The organism is Anaeromassilibacillus sp. An250 (assembly GCF_002159845.1).
Classification (GTDB): domain Bacteria; phylum Bacillota; class Clostridia; order Oscillospirales; family Acutalibacteraceae; genus Anaeromassilibacillus; species Anaeromassilibacillus stercoravium.
The window spans coordinates 212904-238029 of the sequence record NZ_NFJK01000001.1; the positions used below are offsets into that span (position 1 = coordinate 212904).

At 53.6% G+C, this 25126-nt stretch carries 26 protein-coding genes; 2 read left to right on the forward strand and 24 right to left on the reverse strand.

The genetic code is table 11. From position 1 onward, the window contains the following. Positions 1-2: 2 nt before the first annotated feature. The 11 genes from B5F54_RS01040 to rpsU form a co-directional block, all read right to left on the reverse strand. Complete coding sequence (locus B5F54_RS01040; RefSeq protein WP_087229233.1) at positions 3-746, reverse strand: ABC transporter ATP-binding protein; 744 nt, start codon at positions 744-746, stop codon at positions 3-5. Between the two features lie 259 nt (positions 747-1005). Beyond that, complete coding sequence (locus B5F54_RS01045; protein ID WP_087229236.1) at positions 1006-2439, reverse strand: glycoside hydrolase family 10 protein; 1434 nt, start codon at positions 2437-2439, stop codon at positions 1006-1008. Between the two features lie 263 nt (positions 2440-2702). Next, the gene (locus B5F54_RS01050) at positions 2703-4595 is read right to left on the reverse strand and encodes a nucleoside-diphosphate sugar epimerase/dehydratase (protein WP_087229239.1); all 1893 of its coding nucleotides are present in this window, start codon (positions 4593-4595) and stop codon (positions 2703-2705) included. Between the two features lie 179 nt (positions 4596-4774). Then, positions 4775-5404: an ABC transporter ATP-binding protein gene (locus B5F54_RS01055; RefSeq protein WP_087229242.1), complete on the reverse strand. Its 630-nt coding sequence runs from the start codon at positions 5402-5404 to the stop codon at positions 4775-4777. Between the two features lie 9 nt (positions 5405-5413). After that, positions 5414-6211: an ABC transporter permease gene (locus tag B5F54_RS01060; protein ID WP_242969603.1), complete on the reverse strand. Its 798-nt coding sequence runs from the start codon at positions 6209-6211 to the stop codon at positions 5414-5416. Next, a complete protein-coding gene (locus B5F54_RS01065) occupies positions 6186-7247 on the reverse strand; it encodes an ABC transporter substrate-binding protein (RefSeq protein ID WP_087229248.1) in 1062 nt (353 codons plus the stop codon). Before B5F54_RS01065 ends, B5F54_RS01060 begins: the two co-directional genes overlap by 26 nt. 138 nt (positions 7248-7385) lie before the next feature. Beyond that, complete coding sequence (locus B5F54_RS01070) at positions 7386-7808, reverse strand: CD1247 N-terminal domain-containing protein (RefSeq protein ID WP_087229251.1); 423 nt, start codon at positions 7806-7808, stop codon at positions 7386-7388. A 129-nt stretch (positions 7809-7937) separates the two neighbouring features. Beyond that, positions 7938-8495, reverse strand: a complete 558-nt coding sequence (gene efp / locus B5F54_RS01075) for an elongation factor P (RefSeq protein WP_087229254.1) — start codon at positions 8493-8495, stop codon at positions 7938-7940. Positions 8496-8583: 88 nt separating this feature from the next. Then, positions 8584-9015: a type II 3-dehydroquinate dehydratase gene (gene aroQ, locus B5F54_RS01080; RefSeq protein ID WP_087229258.1), complete on the reverse strand. Its 432-nt coding sequence runs from the start codon at positions 9013-9015 to the stop codon at positions 8584-8586. Further along, a complete protein-coding gene (locus tag B5F54_RS01085) occupies positions 9012-9527 on the reverse strand; it encodes a YqeG family HAD IIIA-type phosphatase (protein WP_087229260.1) in 516 nt (171 codons plus the stop codon). Before B5F54_RS01085 ends, aroQ begins: the two co-directional genes overlap by 4 nt. Positions 9528-9630: 103 nt before the next feature. Next, positions 9631-9807 (reverse strand): 30S ribosomal protein S21, encoded by a 177-nt coding sequence (gene rpsU / locus B5F54_RS01090; protein ID WP_054324066.1) that lies wholly within the window; start codon positions 9805-9807, stop codon positions 9631-9633. Positions 9808-10139: 332 nt separating this feature from the next. On the opposite strand from rpsU, the gene B5F54_RS01095 reads away from it, so the two are divergent. Together B5F54_RS01095 and B5F54_RS01100 are read left to right on the forward strand one after the other, a co-directional pair. Then, entirely contained in the window at positions 10140-10478 is a 339-nt protein-coding gene (locus B5F54_RS01095) for a helix-turn-helix domain-containing protein (RefSeq protein ID WP_172749491.1), read from the forward strand. After that, the gene (locus B5F54_RS01100; protein ID WP_087229266.1) at positions 10475-11197 is read left to right on the forward strand and encodes an ImmA/IrrE family metallo-endopeptidase; all 723 of its coding nucleotides are present in this window, start codon (positions 10475-10477) and stop codon (positions 11195-11197) included. Before B5F54_RS01095 ends, B5F54_RS01100 begins: the two co-directional genes overlap by 4 nt. Before the next feature lie 226 nt (positions 11198-11423). Here B5F54_RS01100 and B5F54_RS01105 read toward each other — a convergent pair whose 3' ends face one another. The 13 genes from B5F54_RS01105 to B5F54_RS01170 form a co-directional block, all read right to left on the reverse strand. Beyond that, entirely contained in the window at positions 11424-12917 is a 1494-nt protein-coding gene (locus tag B5F54_RS01105; protein ID WP_087229269.1) for a tetratricopeptide repeat protein, read from the reverse strand. A gap of 64 nt (positions 12918-12981) precedes the next feature. Beyond that, entirely contained in the window at positions 12982-14964 is a 1983-nt protein-coding gene (locus tag B5F54_RS01110; RefSeq protein WP_087229272.1) for a hypothetical protein, read from the reverse strand. An 814-nt stretch (positions 14965-15778) separates the two neighbouring features. After that, a complete protein-coding gene (gene hisE / locus B5F54_RS01120; protein ID WP_087229275.1) occupies positions 15779-16105 on the reverse strand; it encodes a phosphoribosyl-ATP diphosphatase in 327 nt (108 codons plus the stop codon). Between the two features lie 29 nt (positions 16106-16134). Continuing rightward, positions 16135-16488 carry a phosphoribosyl-AMP cyclohydrolase gene (gene hisI / locus B5F54_RS01125; protein WP_087229278.1) on the reverse strand — a complete coding sequence of 118 codons (354 nt, stop codon included), beginning with the start codon at positions 16486-16488 and terminating at the stop codon, positions 16135-16137. Further along, positions 16488-17216, reverse strand: a complete 729-nt coding sequence (gene hisA / locus B5F54_RS01130; RefSeq protein WP_087229281.1) for a 1-(5-phosphoribosyl)-5-[(5-phosphoribosylamino)methylideneamino]imidazole-4-carboxamide isomerase — start codon at positions 17214-17216, stop codon at positions 16488-16490. The genes hisI and hisA overlap by 1 nt, the downstream gene beginning before the upstream one ends. A gap of 66 nt (positions 17217-17282) precedes the next feature. Further along, entirely contained in the window at positions 17283-17858 is a 576-nt protein-coding gene (gene hisB, locus B5F54_RS01135) for an imidazoleglycerol-phosphate dehydratase HisB (RefSeq protein WP_087229284.1), read from the reverse strand. A gap of 43 nt (positions 17859-17901) precedes the next feature. Then, complete coding sequence (locus tag B5F54_RS01140; RefSeq protein ID WP_087229287.1) at positions 17902-18969, reverse strand: pyridoxal phosphate-dependent aminotransferase; 1068 nt, start codon at positions 18967-18969, stop codon at positions 17902-17904. A gap of 28 nt (positions 18970-18997) precedes the next feature. After that, positions 18998-20299 (reverse strand): histidinol dehydrogenase, encoded by a 1302-nt coding sequence (hisD, locus tag B5F54_RS01145; RefSeq protein ID WP_087229290.1) that lies wholly within the window; start codon positions 20297-20299, stop codon positions 18998-19000. A 14-nt stretch (positions 20300-20313) separates the two neighbouring features. Beyond that, positions 20314-20946 carry an ATP phosphoribosyltransferase gene (hisG, locus tag B5F54_RS01150; protein WP_087229293.1) on the reverse strand — a complete coding sequence of 211 codons (633 nt, stop codon included), beginning with the start codon at positions 20944-20946 and terminating at the stop codon, positions 20314-20316. Positions 20947-20956: 10 nt separating this feature from the next. After that, positions 20957-22150, reverse strand: coding sequence for an ATP phosphoribosyltransferase regulatory subunit (gene hisZ / locus B5F54_RS01155; protein WP_087229296.1), 1194 nt, complete (start codon positions 22148-22150; stop codon positions 20957-20959). A gap of 162 nt (positions 22151-22312) precedes the next feature. Then, positions 22313-22999, reverse strand: a complete 687-nt coding sequence (locus B5F54_RS01160) for a YjjG family noncanonical pyrimidine nucleotidase (RefSeq protein ID WP_087229299.1) — start codon at positions 22997-22999, stop codon at positions 22313-22315. Positions 23000-23002: 3 nt separating this feature from the next. Then, a complete protein-coding gene (locus B5F54_RS01165; protein ID WP_140400300.1) occupies positions 23003-24604 on the reverse strand; it encodes a TIR domain-containing protein in 1602 nt (533 codons plus the stop codon). Positions 24605-24630: 26 nt separating this feature from the next. After that, positions 24631-25116: a gamma carbonic anhydrase family protein gene (locus tag B5F54_RS01170; RefSeq protein ID WP_087229304.1), complete on the reverse strand. Its 486-nt coding sequence runs from the start codon at positions 25114-25116 to the stop codon at positions 24631-24633. Positions 25117-25126: the final 10 nt, after the last annotated feature.

The window sequence follows — 25126 nt, forward strand, 5'->3', positions numbered from 1 at the left end:
CCTTATTCATTCACGGCCGCAGAAGCCGGTTCTTTTTTCTCCTCATCCAAGGAGACAATAGATTGGTTCGGCTCGTCACTGATGATGCTTCCATCGTGCAAATTGATGATCCGGTCGGCATATTTCGCAATATTGACGTCGTGCGTCACGATAATCAAGGTTTCATGATGTATTTTCGCCATGCGTACCATAATTTCCATAACGCCGCGGCTTGTCTTGCTGTCCAAATTCCCGGTCGGTTCGTCGGCAAAAACAATCTTTGGCTTTGCCACGAACGCCCTTGCAATGCCGACGCGCTGCTGTTGGCCGCCGCTCATCTGCGTAGGGCGGTGCATCATCCGGCTGCCCAAACCCACAGCTTTCAGCATATGGACCGCTTCCTTGGTCCTCGTCCGTTTGTTGATGCCTTTAAACATCAACGGCATAGCGACGTTCTCAATCGCTGTCTGCGTGGGCATCAAATTGTAAGACTGGAACACAAAGCCGATGTTTCGCTGGCGGAACAGTGCCCATTGCTTTTCTGTAAACTGGGTGACGTTTTTGCCCGCAATAAAGACGCTGCCCTTTGTGGGCTTTTCCAATCCCGCCATGATATTCAACAACGTGGATTTTCCCGAACCGGACGTACCCAAAATACAACAGATTTCGCCCTGTTCAATCCGCAAATTGATCCGCCCGAGCGCGACAATTTTTTCCTCGTCCACCCGGTAAACCTTACGAATGTCTTTTACATTGATTAGGCTCATGTATCTCTCCCCATGCGCGAAACCGCCGGATTCCCGCCGGTCCCGCCAGAATATTTCCTACTTTTTCAGGAGTTTCCGCAATGGCCAACCGCTCGATAAAAAGCACGGAATTTCTCCATTTGGGCCGTACTGTGAGGCCATTATATCATATACTTCCACAAATTGCTCTATTTGTAAAAAGACTGTAATGATTTATAAATTCATAAGGCCCGCCGACAGGGGTTTCCTGTAGACGGGCCGTTTTCCCTACCTCTGAGCTTTAACCGTTCAGGAGTTTTTTCACATTTGCCATCTCTTTTGCCGTCTGTGGATTGTCCAGATATGCCCACGAATAGAGCATAAACCCATCGCAGTCCAAGCTGCGCGTGGTCTGAATCTGCTGGGCGATAATATTATCTGCCTTTTCCCATCCATTGGAATCCGTTCCCGCCTTATACAGCGCCAAGCCTATGTACATTTTCACATTGTCCGCTGTCACGAGGCTCTTCCACTTTTTGGCCAGCGTCTCAAACGGCGCGGTCGGATGGTCGTACGTCCAATAAATCTGCGGGCAGATATAATCGATGTAACCGGGCTGGCTGCACCAGGTGTAGACATCTGCGCCCGCGTTGAGATCGTTGGTGATATTCCCCTGCGGGGAGATCCCAAAGACAACATTGGGTTTGGTCTCCTTAATCATCTTATAGACGGAGGAAACCAGGCTATTGATGTTCTGCGTCCGCCACGCACCGATCGACAGCGTGGAACCGCTCTGCTGATAGGCGGCTTGGTCCAGCGTGACGTCCGTAGAATTCACATTAAACGGATAAAAATAATCGTCAAACTGTACGCCATCTACATCGTATTTTTGAACGACTTCCTTAATCCCGTTTACAATATAATCGCGCACCCCAGAATAGCCGGGATTCATATAAATGGAGCCATTGTGCGTGAAGGTCCAGTTTGCCTTGGTCGGGTCGCTCTTCCAAAGATTGTACGGGCTATTGGAAGCGACCACCGGCGGGTAGTTGCCCGCTTTGATGCGCAGCGGGTTAAACCACGCGTGGAACTTCAACCCCGCCTGATGGGTGGCGGAAACCATATACGCCAACGGGTCATAACCCGGGCCTACCCCCTGTGTCCCACTGAGGAAATGGGTCCACGGATAATAACTGGAGGGATAATAGGCGTCGCCATGGGAACGTACATGCACGACCAACGTATTCGCGCCGCTGGCCTTCGCCTTGGCAATAATGTCGTTGAATTTCTTCTGGAAAGCCGTATAGCTCTTATCCGTTTCCTTGGTCATATCCAGGCTGAGAAATGGAACCCATACCGCACGCATTTCCTCTTCCTGAACAACCGGGGTTGCCGCTGCCGGTTCATTGTAGGAAGGGCTGCTGACCGTCCCCTCCGTCAGCGCAGATTCGCTGCTTTCTGTCTCTACGGGCGGCTGCGAATCCTCTGGTGCTGCGGGGGCCTGCGCGGAGGAATCTTCCTCCGTAGCCTGGGCGATTTGGCTGCTTTCCGGCTCCTGGGCGCTTTCTGGCTCTGTCAGCGCAGAAGAACTACTCTCCGATGCCGTCTCGCTGCTGACAGAACTGCTTGTCACAATGGAATCCTCCACCTGCTGTGGGGAACCGGAACAAGCGGCGGTCGTGCATAACATCGCTGCTGCAAGCACAGCCGCCGCGGTCTTTCTCCATTTTTTCACGTGCGTACGCTCCTTTTCTGATGGATTTCTCGGTCCTTGGGAAACATTTGTCTCGATTTCCTATGTAAAGCTCAAAATATGGGCAAATTTTAGGCATAACCTTTAGAATTCTCTCCCATGATGTCTATTATAGGCGATGATGGAATAGAATTCAAGGAAAATCCATGGATTTATAAAAAGGAAATCCTTACAAAAAATGCCTCCCCGTATATCCATAATACAAGGGAGGCATCCAAATTCTTTCAATTTTGTTAGAAATTATTTTATTCGGCTGCCAGCGCATCGCTCCGCTCGGCATGGCCGGTATAGGTGGGCACCAGCCGGTGTACCAGCTCGACCATTTTTACATTGTCCACCCCGGCAACTTTGCGCAGGCTTTCCAGATCTGCCAAGAAAGTCTCCTCATCAAAGGGAATGGGCTTTCCAATATAAATCAATTGGTGCGACGTCTTCTGGCAACCGCCCTCGCTATCCAGCAAAAGCTCTTCATAGAGCTTTTCGCCCGGACGCAGGCCGGTATATTTGATTTTAATGTCCACATCCGGCTCCAGCCCGGAAAGGCGGATCAAGTTGCGCGCCAAATCCACGATCTTGACCGGCTCGCCCATATCGAGAATAAAGATCTCCCCGCCGTGGGCCATGCCGCCGGCCTGAATCACCAAGCGGGCCGCCTCCGGGATCGTCATGAAATAGCGGATAATATCCGGATGCGTGACCGTCACCGGACCCCCGGCCGCAATCTGGCGCTTAAACAGCGGGATCACGCTTCCGTTGCTTCCCAAGACATTGCCGAAGCGAACCGCCATATAATCTGTGTTCTTGCTGTGGCGGCTGCAATATTGGATAATCAGCTCACAGATGCGCTTGGTAGCCCCCATGATATTGGTGGGGTTGACCGCCTTGTCCGTGGAGATCATCACCATGCGCTTCACGCCGTACTTATCGCAGGCCTGCGCCACGTTGAGCGTCCCGAACACGTTGTTCTTGACCGCCTCGCCCGGACTGAGTTCCATCAGGGGAACATGCTTGTGCGCAGCGGCGTGGAAGACCACATCGGGCCGGCACACTTCAAAGACATGCTCGACACGCGCACGGTCGCGCACGGAACCGATCAATACCTCCAAATTTAAGTTCGGGAATTTCATCAGAAGCTCGTTCTGGAGGTCATAGGCATTGTTCTCATAGATGTCAAAGATAATCAGGCGCTTTGGGTGGAAATGCGCAATCTGGCGGCAAAGCTCGGAACCGATGGAACCGCCGCCGCCCGTGACCAGCACCGTCTTGTTCTTCAAATAACCGCTGATCTCCTCCACATTGAGGTCAACTTCGTCGCGGCCCAAAAGATCGAGAATATCCACATCGCGCACCGCCGGGTGTTCCATATCGCCTTCCAATATCTCATAAAGCGCCGGGACGGTTTTCAGCTTACAGCCGGTCTTTGCGCAGATGCTCAAAATGTCCTGACGGTCCTCTTTTTTCGCAGAGGCAATCGCCAAAACAATCTGGTCTACGTTGTAGCGTCCGGCCATGCGGGGGATACTCTCCCGGCCGCCCGCCACTTTCACGCCGTGAATGCGCGTCCCGCGCTTGCTCTTATCGTCGTCGATCGCCACAACGGGAATGCCTTTGCTCTCCGGTGCGGTTTTCATGTCCTTGATAACCATGGAGCCCATTTCCCCGGCGCCCACCACCATCACGCGGTGGAACTCCTCGCTATCCTGCTGGGAGAGCCTGCGCTTGCGGCGGTGCCACAGGCGGATGGAGAAGCGCGAACCGCCCACAAACAGGAACATCAACGCCCATCCCATCAAATATACGGGGATCGGCAGGCGGTTCGTATGAAATACGGGACTCGCCATAGTAAATCCCATCACTGCAATCAAAACGCTTGAGATGGACACCCCGAAGAAAATCTGTATCAATTCATCGAGGCTGGCAAATTGCCACATGGTCGTATAAAACCGGCATAGAAAAAAGACCACCAGGCAGATACAGGTTGCCCACGGGATCTGTATTTGAAAATACTCAAATTCCCACCACGGGACCTTTCCATCAAACCGAAGCATCAGAGCAATCCAATAGCTGAAATACACCCAAACGATGTCAAAAAGCACCTGAGGCAGGGCTGACCAAATATTGGCCCTCTTTTGTCTCATTACCATTCCCCCACAATAGAGTGATCCACAGCGTTGTAGCGCCGTATCTTTATTAAATCCGTACTTTGCCAGATGACAGCTGCCGGCCCATCTTCTCAAAAGGGTCTGTTTTCGATTATAGCATAGTTTTCCGATAAAAGGAACATCTTCTTCCAAATCTCAACAAAATGGAACCGGTCTCATGCGTCGTTCCGCCGGTCAGACGGAAATTCCCTTCGCACAATCCGCAGGGGTGGCCCCTCTAAATAGAGGATCTGGTCCGCCAGGAACTGCGCCTCCTCCCGGTCGTGCGTCACCAAAAGCTTGAGCGCCTCCCGGCTGTGCTCCTGCACCAACGCCTCCATGCGCAGGCGCGTCTTTGGGTCTAGCGCGCGGAAGGGCTCGTCCAAGAGGATCACATCGCCGCCGAACGCCAGCGCACGGGCAAGCGCAACGCGCTGCCGCATGCCGCCGCTCAACTCCGACGGGCGCTTGTCGCCGTCCTCCCCCAGGCCGACCGCCTCCAACCATTTTTGGGCCTGTTTTTCATCCGCATGGCGCAGGACCACTTCCACATTCTCGCGTGCATTGATCCAGGGCAACAGGCGGTCCTCCTGGAACATATACGCGACTCTGCGTCCCTCCATCCCCAAAATCGCGCCGGAATCCAGCTTTTCCAGCCCGGCAATGCAATTGAAAAGCGTGGTCTTGCCACAACCCGAAGGCCCAAACAGGCAAACGGTCCCCTTTCCCGGGAGTGCCAGGCAAAGCTGTTCCAGGACCGGGCGCCCCTCATAGGACTTACAGGCATCTTGAATGGTTAATTTCATGCATTTTCCTCACGAAAGGTTGTATTTTTTCCCAACGGTTTTCATCAGGCGCATCATCAGCTTTTCCAGGAGGACGCTGATGACGATCACCACGGCCGTCCACGCAAAGAGGTCGGCCGTCTCGATGTAAATCTTTGCATTGTAGATATTGCCACCGATGGAGCGCTTTGTATTGGCAAGAACCTCTGCGGCAACGCCCGCTTTCCAGGCCAGCCCCATGCCGGTTGTGCAGGCGGCGGTGAAATACGGCATAATGGACGGCAGGTAGATGCGGCGGATGGTTTTTGCAATCCCAAATTGATAGACCTCCGCCATTTGCAGCAGGTTGCGGTCTGTTTTGGCGATCCCATTGGACACGTTCCCCCAGACGACGGGCAGCACCATCAAAAATGCGGTAAAGACCGGCACATAGGGGGATTCAATCCAAACCAACGCCAACAGAATGAAGGATGCCACCGGCGTCGCCTTTACGATGCTGATCATCGGGTGGAACACATCGTACAAGAGGCGCGACACCGACGTCAATGCAGCCAAAAGGGTACCGGCCACCACCCCCAGCAGGAAGCCGGAAACAATGCGCAGCATGGATGAGAATGCCGTAATCCAAAACTCCGCTTCCCCTGCGAGCTCCAAGAGTCGTCCGAATGCGCGAACAGGAGATACAATCAGTATCTCCTGTTGAACGGCCAAATATAAAACCTGCCAGAGTGCCAGCCAAAACAGGGCCGCCAAGCACTTCCGTCCCCATTCTGCCGCCCGGCTCCTCTTCGGGGAATTGCTCTTATTTGGTATAGTAAAAATCTTCACCCGGCAATTCTCCTCCGACGGACTTGGGGTTGGCTGTATACAGGATATTTAAGAAGTCCGGCATTTTTTGCTTCATCTCGTCCCCATCCATATAGACGATGTTGCAATTCGGGATGGCCTTTGCTGCCACAGCAGCGGGCATGATGTCGTATTTCTCCGAGAGCTCGGCCGCCTCTTCCACATGGCTATTGGTGAAATCAACAGACGCTTTATACTCTTCCAGGAAGGCGTCAAAAGCCTCCTTGTTCTGCTCCACAAAATCCTTACGGACCGCCAGGCATCCCATGGTCAAAACGCTCTTATCGCCAGCAACCTTGTCCCACTCGTCGGTGAGGTTGAGCGCGACCTTGACATTCGGGTCCTTGGTGGTCACTTGCGTCACGAACGGCTCGGGCAAAACGGCAATCTTGGCATCGCCCGAAAGGATGCTGGCCGCCAGCTCGCTGTGATCCGCCTTATATTCGACCGTGACGTCCGTACCAGGCTCCATCCCGTTTTCCGAGAGGATGTAATTCACCGCATATTCCGGCGTTGCGCCCTGCCCGGACGAATAAACCGTCTTCCCGCGGAGATCTTCGATGCTGTTGACCTCCTCGCCGTTTGTCACTACGTAGAGCACGCCCAGGGTATTGAGCGCCGCCAGCTGCACGTTTCCGGAGGTCTTGTTGTACAGGATCGCCGCCGTATTGGTCGGCAATGCTGCGACATCCGCCTCCCCGCTGGAGATCATGGAGACCGCGGCGTCCGGGGAAGAAGCGATGGTGACATTATACGTATTGGCGGTGCTGCCGTCCTCGCTGTCCTGCATCAGCTTGACCATGCCGAGTCCAGTCGGGCCCTTCTGGGCGGCGATGTTGATCGTAATCTTTTCAGCCGGCGTACTGGAAGGCTCTTCAGAGGCCTCCGAAGACGAAGCCGGTGTACTCTCCGGCGCTTGGCTGGCAGTTTCCTCCGTCTGGGACCCGCAACCGGTCAAAGTTGTACCCAGCATACAAAGCGTCAACGCCATAGCGGCAATCCGTTTGATCCATTTCATGAAAAATTCCTCCTTTTGTCCCACAAAAGCATCTGCAATCCTGCGCATTTGTGGAAAACTTTTCAAGAATTGCAATCTATTTGAAAAAGCACCGTACCTGCTTAAACAGATACGGTGCCGTTTTCCAACATGTAAGCTTTATTCGTTGCAGCTCTCGCAGCCACAATCGCATCCGTCATCGTCACACTCGTCGATGTCGAACTCCAGCGTCTCGCCACAATTCGGGCAATCCATCTGACCGTCCTCGATGATATCCTCGGAGAGGCAGATCGTTTCATGGCAATTCGGGCACGTTACCTCATAATAACAGGTGTCCTCATCGTCCTCGTCATCCTCATCGTCTCCATAAAAATCATCTTCCAGCGAGCCCAAGTCTTCGTCAACCGCGTCGAGCTGGTCTGCCATATCGCTATAGCCATCCTCCAGATCCGCCAGGGACATCGCCAGATCGTCCAGTAAATCAATGATCGCGTTGAGAACTTTGACCTCTTTCTTGCTGTCGTCGAGCTCCAGGCCCTCTGCCAAACCGCGGATATACGCAACTTTCTCAGTGTTCGTCATGACTTGTGCCTCCTTTAATTTCAATCAAATCAATTCTTCCCACCGCTTTCGCGGCCAAAAGCAAAAAAGTGCATACAAGGAAGCATCGAAACCGACACTTCCTTGAAAAGAGTCCCAATGTATTGTGCGTTACGCGCGCTCCATATATTCACCCGTGCGGGTGTCGATGCGGATTTTCTCGCCCTCATTGATAAAGAGCGGGACTTTGATCTCCGCGCCAGTCTCCAGCGTTGCCGGCTTTGTCGCGTTGGTTGCGGTGTCGCCCTTGAAGCCCGGGTCAGTCTTGACAACTTCCAGCTCGACAAAGTTCGGCGGCTCTACGCCAAACACGTTGCCCTTATAGGAGAGAACCTTGCAGTCCATATTCTCCTTGACAAACTTGAAGTTATCGCCCAAAACGCTCTTGTTGATCGGAATCTGCTCAAAGGTCTCGGAATCCATGAAATAGTACAGGTCTCCGTCGCTATACAGATACTGCATGTCCTTGCGCTCTACAAAAGCGGTTGGATATTTATCGTTCGGGTTGAAGGTCTTTTCCGTGACGGCGCCTGTGATGACGTTGCGAATCTTGGTGCGGACGAAAGCAGCGCCTTTGCCGGGTTTCACGTGCTGAAACTCGATGATGGAAACTACGTTGCCATCCATCTCAAACGTCACGCCATTTCGAAAATCTCCTGCAGATATCATGACCATATCCTCCAATAACTAATTTACTATCTTTAAGTGTATAATATTTCCTGCTATTTTTCAAGACATATTTTTCGTCTTTCCCCGATTACATCAGGTTCTTAAGCGCATCCAGCGCCAAAAAATAGCTAAACTTCCCGAAGCCGCAGATCTGCCCCGCGCACACATCCGCGATCACCGATTTATGACGGAACTCCTCGCGTGCGTGGATATTGGACATATGCGTTTCCACAAACGGAATCCGTACACAGGCAATTGCGTCGTGCAGGGCATAACTGTAATGGGTCAGAGCGCCCGCGTTCAGCACCACGCCGTCATAGTTTCCCCGGCATGCGTGGATTTTATCAATGATGTCCCCCTCATGGTTGGACTGGAAGATCTCGCACGAATATCCCAATTTTTGGGCGTGCTCCAAGATCTGTAGATTGATGCTTTCCGCTGTCTCATCCCCATAGACGCCCTTCTCCCGAACGCCTACCATATTGAGGTTTGGACCCAAAATCACCAGAACCCGTTTCATACGTCTCCCCCCTTTTTCTCCGACTGCCGTGCAATCCGCCGGCGAACCGGCCGCTCCAGCGTCCGGCGAACGCGAATGGAAAACCCTTTTTCCTCCCCGCGCGGTGTGAGCAATATGGATTTCATCCGGGAAAGGTTCGCTCCCACCACATCGGTAAAAACCTGGTCGCCGATCACAACCGCCTTTTCCCTGCGCGCCCCAAGTTTATGGATCGCCCGGAAATAGGCGATGGGGAGCGGCTTGATGGAAAAGGACAGAAACGGCAAATCATACTTTTCAGCGAACGGCGCCACACGCTTTGCAAAATTATTGGATAGAATCATCACACGAAAACCTCTGCTGCGCAGTTCATGCGTCCATTCGACCGTCCCTGGGAAAGGTTCCTGGGAGCCGTGATAAGCCAGAGTATTGTCCACATCCAAAAGGACGGTATCCACCCCCATCGAGGCCAGCAGCTCCGGCGTGACATCCAAAAGCGTTTCTACTGCAACTGTGGGCAAAAGCAAAGCCATCGGGCACCTCCGCTTGGGAAAGAAGCATCGGGCAGACACTTCCTTGGACGTTAAAAAAGCGGGCTTACAGCCCGCTTTTTGTGAAATTCATTCCAGTAAACGCTTATCTGTACTTACGCTTACGGGCCGCTTCGGACTTCTTCTTCCGCCTGACAGAAGGCTTTTCATAAGCTTCTCTCTTGCGAACTTCAGCAATGACACCCGCTCTTGCACACTGCTTCTTGAATCTTCTGAGCGCGCTTTCCAGGGACTCATTGTCCTTAATTCTGATTTCAGCCATTTATTTTCCCTCCCATCCGCCGAAAGGCAGGGGTTAATAGTAACTCAATTACATAAAAGTTATTATACATACACTTTTCGGCTCTGTCAAGTCTTTCCGAACAAACTCTCAAAAAACTCCACTCTGAACACGAATAGGTAGCCTTGCCTTTTACCAACGGTTCTTATTATTACATAAATTGGCAAAGAAAGCAAGACAAAACCGATAAAATTTAGAATAATCATTGCAAATCCGTAAAAGCTGTGCCATAATTAAGAAAACAAACGTACGTATTTGGGGCGCCATTTCACACAGAATGTGCAAGGGCGTTTTCTCAAAGGAGGGGTATGGGTATGGAATGGAAGGATCGTATAAAGAGCCGAAGGCTAGATTTAGGACTCACGCTGGAAAAGGTTGCGCAGGCGGTTGGTGTCAGCGCTGCAACCATCTCCCGCTGGGAGCGCGGGGAGATCTCCAGCCTGAATGCGGACAAGGTGGCTTGCTTGGCGAACGTCCTCCAGGTAACACCGGATTATTTGATGGGTTGGGAGATTCCTCCCCAGGAAGGGCAGCTCAACAACGTTTATTTCAATTTTGCCCGCGAAGCGCAGGAAAACAACATCGATCCGGACGACATCCGCATTGCCATCGATATGATCCGGAAACTAAAAAGGAAACATTCAAAAAAATGAACCGGCATTGTACAAAAGCGGAACTTTACCAATCTATCCGCATTTTACGCCATCAATGCAATATTTCTGAGAAAAACGGGCCTTTGGACCTCATCTCCTTGTGCGAAAATCTTCCAAACCTCGCCCTTGGGTTTCCTCCCTTCAAAACACCCGGGCTAAAGGGGATTTCCTGCCTCTCCACAGATGGCGGGCCGGATATTATCCTGCTCAACGGGAACCTTTCCTGGCGCGAGAACAATTTCACCTGCGGCCATGAGCTGATCCATGTCACGCTCCACCGCGACGGTCCGGCAAAGTCCTTTAACTGTTTTGAGCGCGCCCGTCCAAACCAAGATCGCTTCCTGGAATGGCAGGCGAACGAAGGGGCTGCCGAGCTTCTGCTCCCCGCGCGCTTCCTTTTGCCCCGCATCAAAGAGCGATTCTCGCAATTGCAAACCTGGCAAGACTTTGTGCATTTCAAAGGGGAATTGGCGGAAACCTTTCGTATTACAGAAGCCGTTGTGACCTTCCGTTTCGAAAGCTTGAAATATGAAATTTCTCAATATCTCTCCGGAATCCCATTAGAAGAAATCCGCCTGCTCTCTTCTTCTAAGCAGCAGGAGGCCGGTATTCACATAAAATCCCTAAACGATTTGGAGGCGGAGTGCCTCTCCCAGGAGACGGCACGTCAGCGCCGCATTTATCAGCGAACCCTGAACCTGGGTGCCATTGATTTATAAAACAAATTTTTCCTACACTTAGATCGCTAAATACATGGTTGCAGCATCTTCCTATAATAAAGCAACAACAAGGCGCTCTTCATCTTGTTAATGCCGATAAGGAAGTATCAAAAACTGACTAACTTAACGACTGACAAACAGAGATGCTAATAAGAATCCCCGGCCGGAGGACCCTCCCTCCGGCCGGGGACTTTATGCCACCGCGATGACGCGGTGTTTCCAAGGATTACCCGTTTTTCATCTTCAGCGTCGTGAGCTCGCTGTCGGCTTCCCGCCGCTCATCCTCGCCGGCGTCCTGGCACAGGGAGAGGGCCTTCAGGCTGCGCATCAGCAGTTCAGGATCGTCCAGTGCTCTCGCGGCCTTGACACGCAGGCGCATCAGGTCGGCGCTGCTGTGCTGGTCCAGCTGGCTCAGCAGCATGTAGGCGCTCCAGGCGTCCTCCATGTCCAAGAGTTCCTGGCAGTGCTCCAGCACCCGCTGGGAGAGCCGCTCACGTATGTCTGTGAAACGCTGCTCGCCAAGGATCTCTGTGCAGGTGTTGCAGTAGCGGAAGTACCGGCCTGTCTCCCTCTCCCAGCCGGGCTTCCCGCCGGACTGCTCCAGGTCCTTCATGTAACGGTCCAGCATATCAGCGCAGGCCAGTGGGGAGCCATGCTCCGCGGCCTGGCGTATGGCGTTGACATCGTTTGCCTCCAGAGCCTTTTTGTACATATCGTCCTGCTCCAGAGCCCGTTCCCGGGCCTTCATGTTCTCGTAGGCCTCTATGTCCTTCTCCACCTGCCAGAAACCCAAGTCCCGCAACTCCTGGAGTATGGCGATGGCCTCCTCCGGGCGATCCGCCATCATGTTCCGTGCCTCTTGGCGGCGGGCCTTCACCCAGTCGCTGCGCTTTATGAGACAGTATCCCACGCCTCCATCCAAGGCGGGCTTATATTCCTCCCGGGCCAGCTGTTGGACCTTGTCGTAGGCGCTGCATGGGTTGCAGGGGATGCCTGCCAGGCCGTCGCACTCCAGCATGGCCAGCACATAGCGGCAGTTCTTGTTCTTCCCCTTGCTTTGGGATAGTCCCAGCTCTGCGTAGTGGCGGGCCTTCTCGTAGTCCTGCGGGCAGGGATCCTCACCCTTGTAGTAGTCAAAGGCCAGGTTACCGCTGGGCGTGTGATTCCCCAGCTCCGAACCCATCTTCAAAAGCTCCAGGGCTTTGGCATTGTCCTTCTCCACACCCAGGCCGTCCTTGTACATCAGCCCCAGGTTATTGAAAGCGAGTACCTCCTTATTCTCCACGGCCTTCTCATACCAGTAGATGGCCTTGGCGTAGTCCTGTTCCACGCCCTGGCCGTTTTTGTAATAGAGGCCGGTGCAGAACTGGCAGAAGGAGTCGCCCTCCTCGGCCCCTTTGAGATAGCGGGGGAATGCCTTATCGTAAAGCCCCTGCAAGGCGTAGGCGTAGCCAATGCGCCGGCATTCGAGCAGCGCACCCATGGACTCAGCCTGCTCCATGAGTTGGGTTGCCTCCCGGACCTTCTCCTTGTCAGTGGGGCAGTGGTCAAGATAGTAGGAGGCCAGATGGCACATAGCGTGCCTTTCCCCCAGCTCTATGGCCTTTTGGGTATACTCCAGCTCCAGCCTTGTGTTGCGGCCTTTCTCATCCAAAGCCATTTTGTAGTACTTCCAGCCTTCGTCCTCTTTCGTGGGTTTCTTTCTTCTGAAAAGTCCCATAGTTTACCTCCATAATACAGCCGGTGTCGAGACGGCTTTAATCTAATCATTATGAGTGCGCCCCTTAGTCATCCTTGAAGCCGTGGGAGGAGTCAAACGCATCCTCCAATTTCCTTCGCTGGCTGTCCTCAAGCTCACTGCGTATTAAGCGTTCCCGAGTGTACTGCTCTGTGGAGACCTCCCCTAAGATGTGCGCCTCCTCGCGGGTGACGCCGGAGCCGCCGGTGCCGTAGGAGTGGGCACGCTCGGCCCAGTCCAGCTTGCTTCTGTACTCGTCCATACCTTGGGCCACAGCCTCTCCGCGGGCCTCCACCATGGCCATGCGCTGGTAGGCCTGGCGCTGGGCCTCGTTTGCCCGGGCGGCCTGCTCTATGGACTCGAAATGGAGCCGCAGCGCCTCCACGGCGCCGGTGAGGCCCATCTCCTCGGCCTTCCGTGCCACGGCCAGGCTGTCCTCCGAGGCTATGCCGAACACATCGTTGTAGCAGGGGGCCAAGTAACAGCCCAAGCCGCCGCCCCGGCGGAAGAGTTCCTTCTGGCAGCGGTTCCGGGCGGTGCCCCAGAACCGGCGTTGGAGCTTTTCGGAATCGTATAAGAAATGCAGCCACACCAAGTGGAAGGCGGCCTCCGTGTCACCCATGTCTGACAGTAACCCGGTGTACTCCATCTGCAGGTCCATTATCGTCTCGCACTCCCAGTCCACGGCCTTGTATATCCCGGTGGTATCGCCCCGATACTTCTGCCGCAGGTCGATGAGCATCTCGGAGATGTGGCGTATTCCCTCGACATCTCCCTGCCGGGCCAGTTGGAACACGCAGGCCATATCGTCGCTCTTCCATATGGGGTGCCGCCAACTGCCGGCCATGGGCCAGCCGAACTTGGCGGGGTCGTATTTGATGCTGTCCCAACCATTTGTGGCGCCGGGCCAGAAGGATCCCATGGAGTGCAGCCTGTACATGGCCTCTCCGTGGCCCAACTCCGCAGCCTGGCGGTATAGCCGCACTATCTCCGGGAACCTGCGGGCCTGGTGTTCCAGGGAGCGGCCCCGGCGGAAAAGAGTCTCCGCCTCCCGGCCATAATCCGGTCGGGACCAGGGTTCCAGAGGTGCCCGGCAGGCCATGCCCTCAAAGTGGCTGAACTTCTCCTCATCGGAGCCCTCCAGCGTGATCCCCCTGTTCTCCCGGGAAAAGCTGTACATCTCCTCCCGCACCAGTATCCAGTCGCAAAAGCAGCTTATCTCCTCCAAGACCTCGTCCATGGTGGGGCCCTCGTCCCGGAGGGCGCATGCCTCCAGCTCCGATATCCGTGAGAGCAATTGGTCCCGGCGGCGGCGCATCTGGCCCCACTCCTCTGTTAGAGCTACCTTGGTAGCCTGCACCACGCTCTCGTCCAGGCGCCGTGCCTCATCCAGTTTTCCAAGGCTCTCCGGCAGCGGAGGCAAGGGCCGGGAACCCGCCAGGGTGACGTTTACGAACTCATCCCAGAATTTAAGCTGGTGTGGCGTGTCGCCGTTCTGCGCCCGTTGTTTTTCCCGGGCCAAGAAGACGGCAGCGGCTGGGCCGTACCCCGAGAAGGCCGCCTCGATAAATGCCTTTTCAAACTCGCCGCCCCTTGTGCCCAGGGAGTACCTGTTCGTGCCGTAGACCCGCCAGCCTATGTCCGCCGCAACGAAACTGCCGTTTCCCGCGGCCTTCAGCAGGAAGTCCTGCATCTCCTGGCGGCTGTCGCCCACCTTGCCTATACCCAAGCGCTCCATCTCATCCACCCAAGCGGAAATGTCCCTCCGGAACTCCTCTGGTTCCTGCTGGGCGATGAGACGCCGCACAAGGCCGAGATCCGCCTTGGGGCCCGTATCCGTGAGCAGGAAGCAGATATAATTTTCTATGTCCGCATTCCTGACGGCTGTATTGTCGCTTTTCCGAGCTGCCTCAATGGCCTTCGCATAAAAGTCCCGGCGGTCCTTGGGTTTACCGGCCACCCGGCCGTTCTGGAAAAACTGCGACCCGGCGTAAAGCTGGTCGGTGATTTTCTTCTTGAAAAGTCCCATTCCCTCCGCGCTCCTCCCATAGCTTGATGGCCCTATTCTATCATAGCCCCACTGAAATTTTCACATAAGTCAGAAAATAATGAGAGACAATTTTACACCCCAGTGACGCCACCGTGATGGGAGGAGGCGTTATCAAAAGATATGTCCCGCATGGGACAGGACTACCTGAAAGTCGGTTACTATACTGAAAGCTTCTTTGCGGAACGTGATATATCGTCGGCAATCCCATAGCGTTCAAAGATGAATTCATCCCCGACATTATAGCAAAGGACATGCACCCGCATGGGGATCTGCACAGTATTGTGCTTGTAATTCAGGGTACAACTTTTTATCAATGACGGTCAATTTGACTTTATGTTGCATTTGATAACCTCCTTTAACTTTTAATCGGTTTCATCTGATCCCACGTGAAAAATTGGGGCAAGGCTCTGGCTAAGACAAGCGAAGTGTTTTTGCTACCCACGAATCACAACCACTAGAAAACTAGTGGTTTGCTCAGACCCCAGAGGGGTCAGTACTTGCTGACCCCTGGAAAGGGTACTGAAAAATATCATCGCATCGTTTGCCCTGCTACTGGTAAACCAGTTCTCTTTGGTACTTCATAGCATTCTGCGAGAGGGACACTTTTCGCGAAAATCCCCGCCTTCCTTTCAGAACCTCCGTACCATTCTTTTTCCTTTGAAGAACGAACGATTTTTTACTTTTTCTTTTGCCAAGGTTTTTTTACCTACCCCCGGTAGAACCGGGGGTTTTGTCATGCTGAAAGCGATAAAAAGGCTGGGTTCCGCAAAATTTTGCGGAACCCAGCCTTCTTTCAGCTGTTTTTATCAACCGAATGGAATTTCTTCAAATTTCCCGTCTTGTTGCTGCGCTTGTCCAATTCGGCCTCTACTTCTTCCAAGGTGATGCCGGACTGCACCATCAAGACCATCAGGTGGTACAGCAGATCGGAAATTTCCATCACTGTCTCGTGATTTTCGCCGTTTTTAGCCGCGATAATCACCTCGCTGCACTCTTCTCCGCATTTCTTGAGGATTTTATCCAACCCCTGCTCAAACAGGTAGCAGGTATAAGACCCCTCCGTATGGCTGTCCCTACGGCTTAAAACGGTCTCATACAAATTCTTGAGGGTGTCATTCATAAACCATTCATCCCTTTTATCGTTTCAATTTACTCGTCCCGCCGCCAAATCTCATTGAAAAAGCAGCTGTGCGCACCGGTGTGGCAGGCCGGCCCCGTCTGCTCCACCTGGACCAAGAGCGTATCGCTGTCGCAGTCCCCATGGATGCTGATAATTTTCTGTAGATGGCCGGACGTGGCCCCCTTATTCCAGAGCTCCTGCCGGGAACGGCTGTAAAACCAGGTATAACCCGTTTCCAACGTCTTTTTCATAGATTCGCGGTTCATATAGGCAAGCATCAGGACTTCGTTTGTGCCGACCTCCTGCACAATGGCAGGCAGCAAATCGCCCTTCTGAAAAAAGCTCTCAATGAACGCATCGTCCGTGCGGTATTTCCCTTCCATCACGCCTCCTTGACCCCTTTGCAGAGGTCGACTGCCTGGCGCAGGCTGAGATCGCGCGTATACAACGCACGGCCACAGATCGCCCCGTGCAGCTTCAGCGCCGTAAGCACCACAATGTCCGTCAAGCTGCTGACGCCGCCGCTGGCGATCACCTTACAGGACACCGAACGGTTGAGCTTGTCCAGCATGGTGAAATTCGGGCCGTCCATCATGCCGTCGCGGGATATATCCGTAAAGACAATGTATTTCACCCCAGCGTCTTCCATGTGTTTGGCTAAATCAATATAATTCACGGTAGAGGTCTGCGTCCAGCCTTCCGCCGCAACGTTTCCGTCGATGGCATCGATGCCGACGGCGATCTTATCCCCGTATTTGGCAACCGCTTCCTTGACAAGCGCAGGATTATTCAGCGCGGCAGAGCCGAGGATGATGCGGGAAATGCCATGGTCCATATAATAATCAATCGTTTCCATGTTGCGGATTCCGCCGCCCAACTCGACTTTCAAATTGCACTGCTTCAATACGTCAAAGATCATATCCGTATTCACCGGGACTGCTTCTTTTGCGCCGTCCAGATCCACCATATGGAGCCATGTTGCGCCCATCGCTTCAAAGGCCTTGGCTGTGTCCGCTGCACTTTCCGCAACGGTATAAGCGGAATCGTACTTTCCCTGTACAAGGCGCACACATTTTCCATCTTTGATGTCAATTGCAGGCAGAATAACCATCTTCTTGCCTACCTCCTATTCCGTATTCCATAAAATTCCGTTGCAAAAAGGAACTACAGGTGGAACTTACAGGGAACCTTTTGTGGAAAGGACACCGCCGCCGGTTTGGGCCGTTGCCAGCCGCAACGCGTGGGCGACCGCTTTAAAAATCGCCTCCACCTCGTGGTGCGCATTTGCCCCGTATTCCAAGCGGACATGTAGCGTAATCCCGGCATTCATAGCGAATGCGCGCAGGAATTCTTCCGTCAGGCACAGATCGTATTCGCCTGTGCGCTCCTGGGAAAATTCCGCCCGGAATGCCAAAAATGGCCTTCCACTCACGTCCACCGCGGCAAATGCAAGCGCTTCATCCATCGGGATGTAAAAGCTGCCAAAGCGCGCAATGCCGGACTTATCGCCCAGCGCCTTGGCAAACGCCTTCCCGAGCACAATCCCCGTGTCCTCCACGGTGTGGTGCCCGTCCACATAGAGGTCTCCCGCCGCCTTGACCTGCAAACCAAAGCCGCCGTGTACGGCAAAGGCCGTCAACATATGGTCAAAAAAGCCGATTCCTGTCGAGATCTCTACGGCGCCGCCGTCCAGCGAAAGCGCTATGGTGATGTCGGTTTCCTTTGTCTTCCGGGTTTCCTGTGCGGTTCTCATGGCTGTACCTCACTTTTTGAATCCAATTTATTTTACACCATTTTTACGGATTTGTGGAGGATGAAAGTAGAGATTCTAAATTTTTTAACAATTGTGCATTTTCTTCCGCGCTACCCGCTGTAATTCTGAGCGTATCGCCCATAAATCGCACAGCGATTCCCCTCTCCAGGAGCCCTTCAAACACTTCTTTGGCCCTTGGCATGCGCACCAGCACAAAATTGGTGCAGCTATCGTAGATATACAGCTGATCCGGATATTTGCTCTCCAGCTCTTTCAAAGAAGCCTGGAGCGCCTTCCTGGAAAGGATGATTTCGTCCAACGCTTGATGAAGAACTTCCTGCTCGTTCATCACGAGCGCACCAATCTTTTGCGATACTGAATTTACATTATACGGGGATTTGACCGCACGCAGCGTCTGCGTCAGTTTCGGATTTGCCACGGCAAAGCCGAGGCGGACCGCCGCCATGCCAAACGCCTTCGAGCAGGTGCGCAAAATAATCAGGTTGTCATACTGCGCCACCTCGCCCAGGAGGGATTGATCCCAAAAATCCATATACGCCTCATCCAGGACCACCAACGCAGAAACGGAGGTAATCAGCTTGCGCACCTCTTCGCGGCGCAGTCCAAGGGACGTCGGGTTGCAGGGGTTGGAAAACAGGACCACCTTCGCCCCACTCTCGTTTACCGCGGCGATCAATGCATCCACATCGATCGTGAGATCCTCTTTTTTCTGATAGACCACGCTCTCCGCCTCAGCCAAAAAGCCATAAAAGCGGTACATGGAAAAGTCAGGTTCCACGGTCAAAATCTTATCACCGCGCATCAGGAACGACGATGTGATGATAAACAACCATTCATCCGAGCCGTTGCCCGCAGTTACAAGCGCGGGGTCAATGCCGTAGTAAGCGCCAAAGCTTTCGCAGAGCTCCGTGGCATTCGGGTCGGGATACCGGTTGAACGCAATGTCCGCCATGGCGTACTGCGCCTTTTCCAAAAGCTCAATGGGCAATTCCAAAAAGGACTCGTTGGCGTCCAAACGGATGGAGTAATCTCCGGAAATCGGATCGTATGGTTTCAAATCCTTTAATTTATCGTTCAGCGTATAGGGCATGGTCGTTCCTCCGTTCTATAATGGACGTTCAATTGGCGGCCTCTTGCTTATCGCGTACGCGGATCGAATTGGCGTGCGCAGTCAAGCCCTCCGTCTCTGCGAGCTTAATGATATCCTCCTTTGCCTGCATCAAGGCGTCCTGCGTATAATAGATGAAGCTGGACTTCTTGACGAAGCTGTCCACCGAAAGCGGGGAGAAAAAGCGCGCCGTCCCGCTGGTGGGAAGCACATGGTTCGGCCCTGCAAAGTAGTCGCCCAGCGGTTCCGGCGACCAGTTTCCGAGAAACACCGATCCCGCGTTGTCGATCTTCCCGATAAACTCCATCGGGTTCGCGGCACAGACCTCCAGATGTTCCGGGGCCAATGCATTGGCAAACTCAACCGCTTCCTCCATATCGTTGCACAGCATCACTGCGCCAAAATTGTCCAGGGATTGGTTGATGATGTCCTTTCGGGACAGGCCTTCGATCTGGCGGTAAACAGCGGCGATGGTTTCCTCTGCAATGCGCGCCGAAGTGGTGAGCAAAATCGAAGAGGCCAGCGGATCGTGTTCCGCCTGGGACATGAGATCCGCTGCCAAAAACTCCGGATTTGCCGTATCGTCTGCGAGAATCAAGATCTCGCTGGGGCCGGCGATCATATCGATGTCCACCGTGCCATAGAGCTGGCGCTTTGCCGTAGCGACAAAGATATTTCCCGGCCCAACGATCTTATCCACCTTGGGAATGCTCTCCGTTCCAAAGGCCAACGCTGCCACAGCCTGCGCTCCGCCCACCAGGAACACGCGGTCCACACCGGCCACCAGCGCGGCCGCCAGAATATCCGGGTTGGGCTTGCCGTCCTTTCCGGGCGGCGTCACCATGACAAGCTCCTTGACCCCGGCGATTTTGGCGGGGATCGCGTTCATCAAGACCGAGGAAGGATAGGCAGCCGTGCCGCCGGGCACATACAGCCCCACACGGGCAAGCCCGCGCACACGCTGGCCCATAATGACCCCGTTGGCCTCGGTCTGCAACCAGCTCTGCTGCTTCTGCCGGGCATGGAAATCTCGGATGTTTGCAGCTGCTCTCTCCAAAGCCGCAACAAAGGCGGGGTCGCATGCTTTAATCAGCTCCTGCATATCCGCCTTTTCAATCACCAATTGTTCCGGAACGCTTCCGTCGAACCGCTCCGTATACATGCGCACAGCGGCATCCCCGTCGCGTCGCACTGTCTCTACAATTTCAGCGACAGCGTCGTCCACCTTCTTGCCGGAATTCGCGCTGCGCTCCTTTAGTTGCTGGATAAAGGCGCGGCCAAAATCGCCGCCCTGTTTCACATATTGAATCAACGCTCCCGCCTCCTTTATGCCTGTTCCTTTGCCTGTTCCATCTGCGCAACCAGCTCTTCGATCTCCGCCTTGCGCAGTTTCAGGCTTGCAGTATTCACGATCAAACGCGCGGAGATGTCACAGATGGTTTCCACGACCTCCAGGCCGTTCTCTTTCAGGGTTGTACCTGTTTCCACAATATCGACAATGGCGTCGGACAGCCCTAGCAGCGGGGCCAGCTCCACCGAACCTTCGATCTTGATGAAGCGGATGTCCATCGCCTTGCTTTCAAAATAATTGCGCGCCACATTGGGATACTTGGTGGCAATGGTCCGGCTGGCGTACCCGCCAAAGAAATCGCTCCCTTTCGGCGCGGCCAGCGCAAATTTACAGCGGCCAAACCCCAGGTCCAACACTTCATAGAAGCTGGTCCCGTTTTCCATGATGGTATCCTTCCCCACCACGCCCAAATCGCACACGCCGTGCTCCACATAGGTGATGACGTCCGCCGCCTTTGCAAGCACCACTTCCAAGCGGTCTCCCACGGGCAAAATCAGCTTCCGGCCCTTGTTATGGACCGCTTCACAATCGTAGCCGATGCGCTCCAGCAGGGCCACGGTATCCTTTTCCAACCGGCCCTTTGTCAGGGCCATTCTCAATGGTTTCATAACGACTCCCCTATAGATTGATGGTTTCCACGCAATCGCTCACACAGTCGACCCGGTGAATCCCCCGCACCTTTGCATAATGCAGGGCCTCCTCGCGCGTCTCAAATACGGAACTCTCACATTTGCAGCCTTGTCCCGCCAGGCGGGATGCATATTGCAACGCCTTGATCTCATACCCTTCGTCGCTATGCACCAAGACTTCCACCGGCGTTGCCGCCGGGATTTTTCCCTGCTTGAGCAGCAGTTCTGCCAACCCATCCACATTGACGCCAAAACCAACCGCGGGCATCGGCGTGTCAAACTGGGCCAAAAGCTTGTCATAACGGCCGCCGAGCAAAACGGCGTCACCCACATTTTCTACATATGCGCTGAAAATCACGCCTGTGTAATAATCATTGCGCTGGACCAGCCCCAAGTCTACAATCATCCGGTCTCCAAGGCCCAATTCCACCAGCGCCTGGTACAATTCGTGCAGATAAGCCAACGTCTTGCTGGACGTCTCATCACTGCACAGCGGCGCCGCCTGCGCAAAGACCTCTTCCCCGCCGAATAAACGCGGCAACCGGCGCATCGCGTCCACCGAACGGCTGTTTTCCAGCTGATCCAGAATGGTGTTCAGCGCCGCGTAATTCTTGGACTCGATGGTGCTGCGGATATCCTCCCGCAGGTCGTCGCCAATGGGAAGCTGCGCGGCCAACGCGCGGAAGAATCCAGCGTGGCCCAATTCCAGGCGGAAGTTCGGGACGCAGCGGCTCAACGCTTCCACCGCGGTGACGATGACTTCCAAATCTGCCCGGCGTCCGGGAGCTCCCAAAAGCTCAATTCCGGTCTGGGTCGCCTCATTGTTGCGGCCGGTGAGCCCCGGATTGCTGCGGTAAATCTTTTGATTGTAATATAAGCGCACCGGCTTCGGCAAGGTTTGCAGCCGGGTCGCAGTCAGGCGCGCGATCGGGATGGTCGAGTCGGGCCGCATTACCATCAAGCGGCCGTGGCGGTCGCTCATCTTGTACATGGTTTCCTGGCTGATTCCGGAAAAATCCGGATCGAACACATCGTAAAATTCCAGTCCCGGCGTCACAACTTCGTTGAATCCTCTGGAAGAAAAGACGTCCGACAGTGTCTGCTCTACATAGCGCCGCGCCAGGCATTCTTCAAACAGAAGATCCTTGGTACCTTCCGGTGTAATCTTGTTGTATTTCTTCATAACAACCTACCGTTTCTCCTCAAAATGCATGCGGGATTCCCCACTTCGCTTTAGCGTGCTAATATAATAGCATAGTAAACTATATGTGTCAACCTATTTTAATGGATTTTCTCGAAATCCAGCTATCCATCCTGAAAAAGCGAACCTGCTCTTGGCAAGCCTTCATGCAATCAAATCCTTCAACTCTTCCAAGCGACGGATCGTATAATTCACCCGCACGTCGCCGGGCATTTGTCCTCCATCTGGACAATACCAGCAGGTATCGATTCCCGCGTTGTTGCCACCCCGGATATCGGAACTCAACGAATCCCCCACGATCAACGTCTTTTCCGCCTGGAAGCCGGGGATGCGTGCAAATACATAATCAAAATATTCCTTCATCGGCTTTTGATACCCAGCGTCCTCAGAGACAAAAATCCCTTTCATATAACGGTCCAAACCGGAATCGTGGAGGCGGCTGTACTGGGTGCGGGAAACGCCGTTGGTGACAATATACAGGTCGCAGAACCGTGCGCAATATGCGCAAACCTCCTCGGCCCCCGGAAGCAAAAACGCTCCCCGGCCCAGCTCTTCCTGGTATTCATCCTCAAACGCACGCCCGTCGCCATCGATGCCAAGCGCGCGGAACAATTCCACAAAGCGGCTGTAAATCACTTCCTCGCGGGAGATCTCGCCACGCTCGAACCGGCCCCAAAGCGCACTGTTGATCGCATGATAGATCTCTTTAACGGAATCATTTAGCAAATATCCATGGCGCTGGAAGGTCGTTTCCAAAGCGGCACGTTCCGAGGCTTTAAAGTCCAAGAGCGTGCCGTCCACGTCCAGCAACAGCGTCGTATACGTTCCCAAATCTCATTCTCCTGTCTTTTCAAATGGAATCGTTTTTAAACCCATTCCCAGCTTTGCTTTCGCAATGTCATCCCCCTGTTCGGCCGCCTTCCGGTAATAACGGAGCGCCTTTGCACGGTCCGCCTGACATCCCAGCCCCCAGAAATATAGATCGCCCAGCTTTCGATACGCCTTGAAACAATTCTGCTCGCAGGCCTGTTCATACCAATGCCGCGCTTTCTCATATCCCGCCGCAGTATGTAAGCTGGCATAAAGATTCGCCACATCCACTTGGGACAATGCATGTCCATGTGCTGCCGCTTTCTCATACCACTCGATTGCAGCATCAACATTTTGTTCCACGCCTAACCCATATTGATACTGATAGGCGGTATTGTATTGCGAATCCACCTGCCCGGTTTCCGCCGCAGACTGGAACCATCGCAAGGCCTCCTTGAAGTCTCTCCCTACAAAACCATAACCCAAATAGTACATTTGTCCCAATTCATATTGTGCTTCCACTTGGTTATGTTCCGGCTCCGATGCTCTCCGAAACAAATCCGCAGCTTTCTGATAATTCGGTTTCTGCTTTCCATATCCGTCTTTATAGAGCTTGCCCAGATGGTAGCAAGCGTAAGAATCATTTAAATCTGCGGCCTTTTCCCACCACTTCACAGCGTCATCGAGTAACAATGTTTCACAAGTTGCTGCCAATGGACTATATGCACCCACATATCCATACTCTGCAGCCTGCTCATACCAATATTTGGCCTTCTCTAAATCGCGCTCACAACCCAAACCAGCTCTGTATAGCCAAGCTAGCCCTTCCATCGCCGGTACATATCGATTATCCGCCGCTTTTTTCTCCCATTGAAAAGCCTTATCAAAATCCGGCTTTCCAGTCACCCCTCGATAATATAAGCTCGATAGATGGTATTGCGCCGCAGGATCATCATTATCTGCTGCTTCGCGTAGATATTCGATTCCTTTTCTCGTATCCTGCGGGACCAAGATCCCTTCGGAATAGATACATCCCAGCAAAAACTGGGCTTGTACATCCTTTTTAGCCACTTGATCTTCCAAACCTTTGATATAATCCTTTAGTTCTTCAGCATGATCAATAATTCCCGGTTGCTCTTTGGAAGTGCTCCCATAAGCCGGCCCGCCCGCTAAGAACTGAGACAAGCCTTTACGGAAAAGGCTCTCACTGCTTTCCGCGATTTCACTCTTTACAAAAAAGTCATATAAAACGGAAAGATCCTCTTCGGATTGCAGGTCCAGACATTGTATCCCTTTTAGCGGCGTTCTTTCCAAATCCTTATAGGTGACCGGCGAAACCGTCAACGGATAGATCTCCTGGTTCAGCGCCCAAGCCGCTCCCAATTCCGCCAAGCAGAATGGGCTTTCCAAATACGCCTGTGTAATGAGCATCACAACCACTTTACAACCGGCAATTTCCTGCTTGATCCTCGGAATGAATTCCTTTCCCGGCGGCAACGTTCCTTTCAGGGAAGTACAAAAGATTTCCCTTCTCTGGATGTCCATGGATGAGACAAAAAAATCAACGACACGTTCTACCAATTCCTTATCCGCACTTGCATGGCTGAAAAAGATTCGGTTCCCCATCTGCTCTTCCTCCCCTTCTTTCTCCCTCAATCCAATGTTTTCATACTATGAAGGTATTCCTCCGCTGCACGGCGGTTGCTCTCAATCTCTTCCTCTGTGAGCGGGCGGCGCACCCTGGCCGGTACGCCCAACAGCATAGAACCATCCGGCACTTGCATCCCCTGCGTCACCAGGGCGGACGCGCCAATGATGCAATTTTTCCCGATCTGCGCCCCATTGAGCACCACCGCGCCCATTCCGATGAGCGAATTGTCCCCAATGGTGCAGCCGTGCAAAATGGCGCCGTGGCCCACGGTGACCCCGTCCCCAATCTGGATGGGATGCCCTTCGTCCACGTGCAGCACACAGCAATCCTGAATATTGGAGCGGGCGCCGATGACAATCGGGGCATTGTCCGCACGTACCACCGCATTATACCATACGGAGCTTTCCTCGCCGAGTGTCACCTCGCCCACCAAAACCGCGCCGCGTGCCACGCGGGCGGTTGAAGCAATCTGTTGTTTCTGTTCCATCGTTGTTCCT

Excerpts from the sequence above, each read along its gene's own strand:
- B5F54_RS01040 (WP_087229233.1), bottom strand. The coding sequence starts at position 746 with ATGAGCCTAATCAATGTAAAAGACATTCGTAAGGTTTACCGGGTGGAC.
- B5F54_RS01050 (WP_087229239.1), bottom strand. The coding sequence starts at position 4,595 with ATGAGACAAAAGAGGGCCAATATTTGGTCAGCCCTGCCTCAGGTGCTT.
- B5F54_RS01055 (WP_087229242.1), bottom strand. The coding sequence starts at position 5,404 with ATGAAATTAACCATTCAAGATGCCTGTAAGTCCTATGAGGGGCGCCCG.
- B5F54_RS01065 (WP_087229248.1), bottom strand. The coding sequence starts at position 7,247 with ATGAAATGGATCAAACGGATTGCCGCTATGGCGTTGACGCTTTGTATG.
- B5F54_RS01070 (WP_087229251.1), bottom strand. The coding sequence starts at position 7,808 with ATGACGAACACTGAGAAAGTTGCGTATATCCGCGGTTTGGCAGAGGGC.
- efp (WP_087229254.1), bottom strand. The coding sequence starts at position 8,495 with ATGATATCTGCAGGAGATTTTCGAAATGGCGTGACGTTTGAGATGGAT.
- aroQ (WP_087229258.1), bottom strand. The coding sequence starts at position 9,015 with ATGAAACGGGTTCTGGTGATTTTGGGTCCAAACCTCAATATGGTAGGC.
- B5F54_RS01085 (WP_087229260.1), bottom strand. The coding sequence starts at position 9,527 with ATGGCTTTGCTTTTGCCCACAGTTGCAGTAGAAACGCTTTTGGATGTC.
- rpsU (WP_054324066.1), bottom strand. The coding sequence starts at position 9,807 with ATGGCTGAAATCAGAATTAAGGACAATGAGTCCCTGGAAAGCGCGCTC.
- B5F54_RS01095 (WP_172749491.1), top strand. The coding sequence starts at position 10,140 with ATGGAATGGAAGGATCGTATAAAGAGCCGAAGGCTAGATTTAGGACTC.
- B5F54_RS01100 (WP_087229266.1), top strand. The coding sequence starts at position 10,475 with ATGAACCGGCATTGTACAAAAGCGGAACTTTACCAATCTATCCGCATT.
- B5F54_RS01105 (WP_087229269.1), bottom strand. The coding sequence starts at position 12,917 with ATGGGACTTTTCAGAAGAAAGAAACCCACGAAAGAGGACGAAGGCTGG.
- B5F54_RS01110 (WP_087229272.1), bottom strand. The coding sequence starts at position 14,964 with ATGGGACTTTTCAAGAAGAAAATCACCGACCAGCTTTACGCCGGGTCG.
- hisE (WP_087229275.1), bottom strand. The coding sequence starts at position 16,105 with ATGAATGACACCCTCAAGAATTTGTATGAGACCGTTTTAAGCCGTAGG.
- hisI (WP_087229278.1), bottom strand. The coding sequence starts at position 16,488 with ATGGAAGGGAAATACCGCACGGACGATGCGTTCATTGAGAGCTTTTTT.
- hisA (WP_087229281.1), bottom strand. The coding sequence starts at position 17,216 with ATGGTTATTCTGCCTGCAATTGACATCAAAGATGGAAAATGTGTGCGC.
- hisB (WP_087229284.1), bottom strand. The coding sequence starts at position 17,858 with ATGAGAACCGCACAGGAAACCCGGAAGACAAAGGAAACCGACATCACC.
- B5F54_RS01140 (WP_087229287.1), bottom strand. The coding sequence starts at position 18,969 with ATGCCCTATACGCTGAACGATAAATTAAAGGATTTGAAACCATACGAT.
- hisG (WP_087229293.1), bottom strand. The coding sequence starts at position 20,946 with ATGAAACCATTGAGAATGGCCCTGACAAAGGGCCGGTTGGAAAAGGAT.
- hisZ (WP_087229296.1), bottom strand. The coding sequence starts at position 22,150 with ATGAAGAAATACAACAAGATTACACCGGAAGGTACCAAGGATCTTCTG.
- B5F54_RS01165 (WP_140400300.1), bottom strand. The coding sequence starts at position 24,604 with ATGGGGAACCGAATCTTTTTCAGCCATGCAAGTGCGGATAAGGAATTG.
- B5F54_RS01170 (WP_087229304.1), bottom strand. The coding sequence starts at position 25,116 with ATGGAACAGAAACAACAGATTGCTTCAACCGCCCGCGTGGCACGCGGC.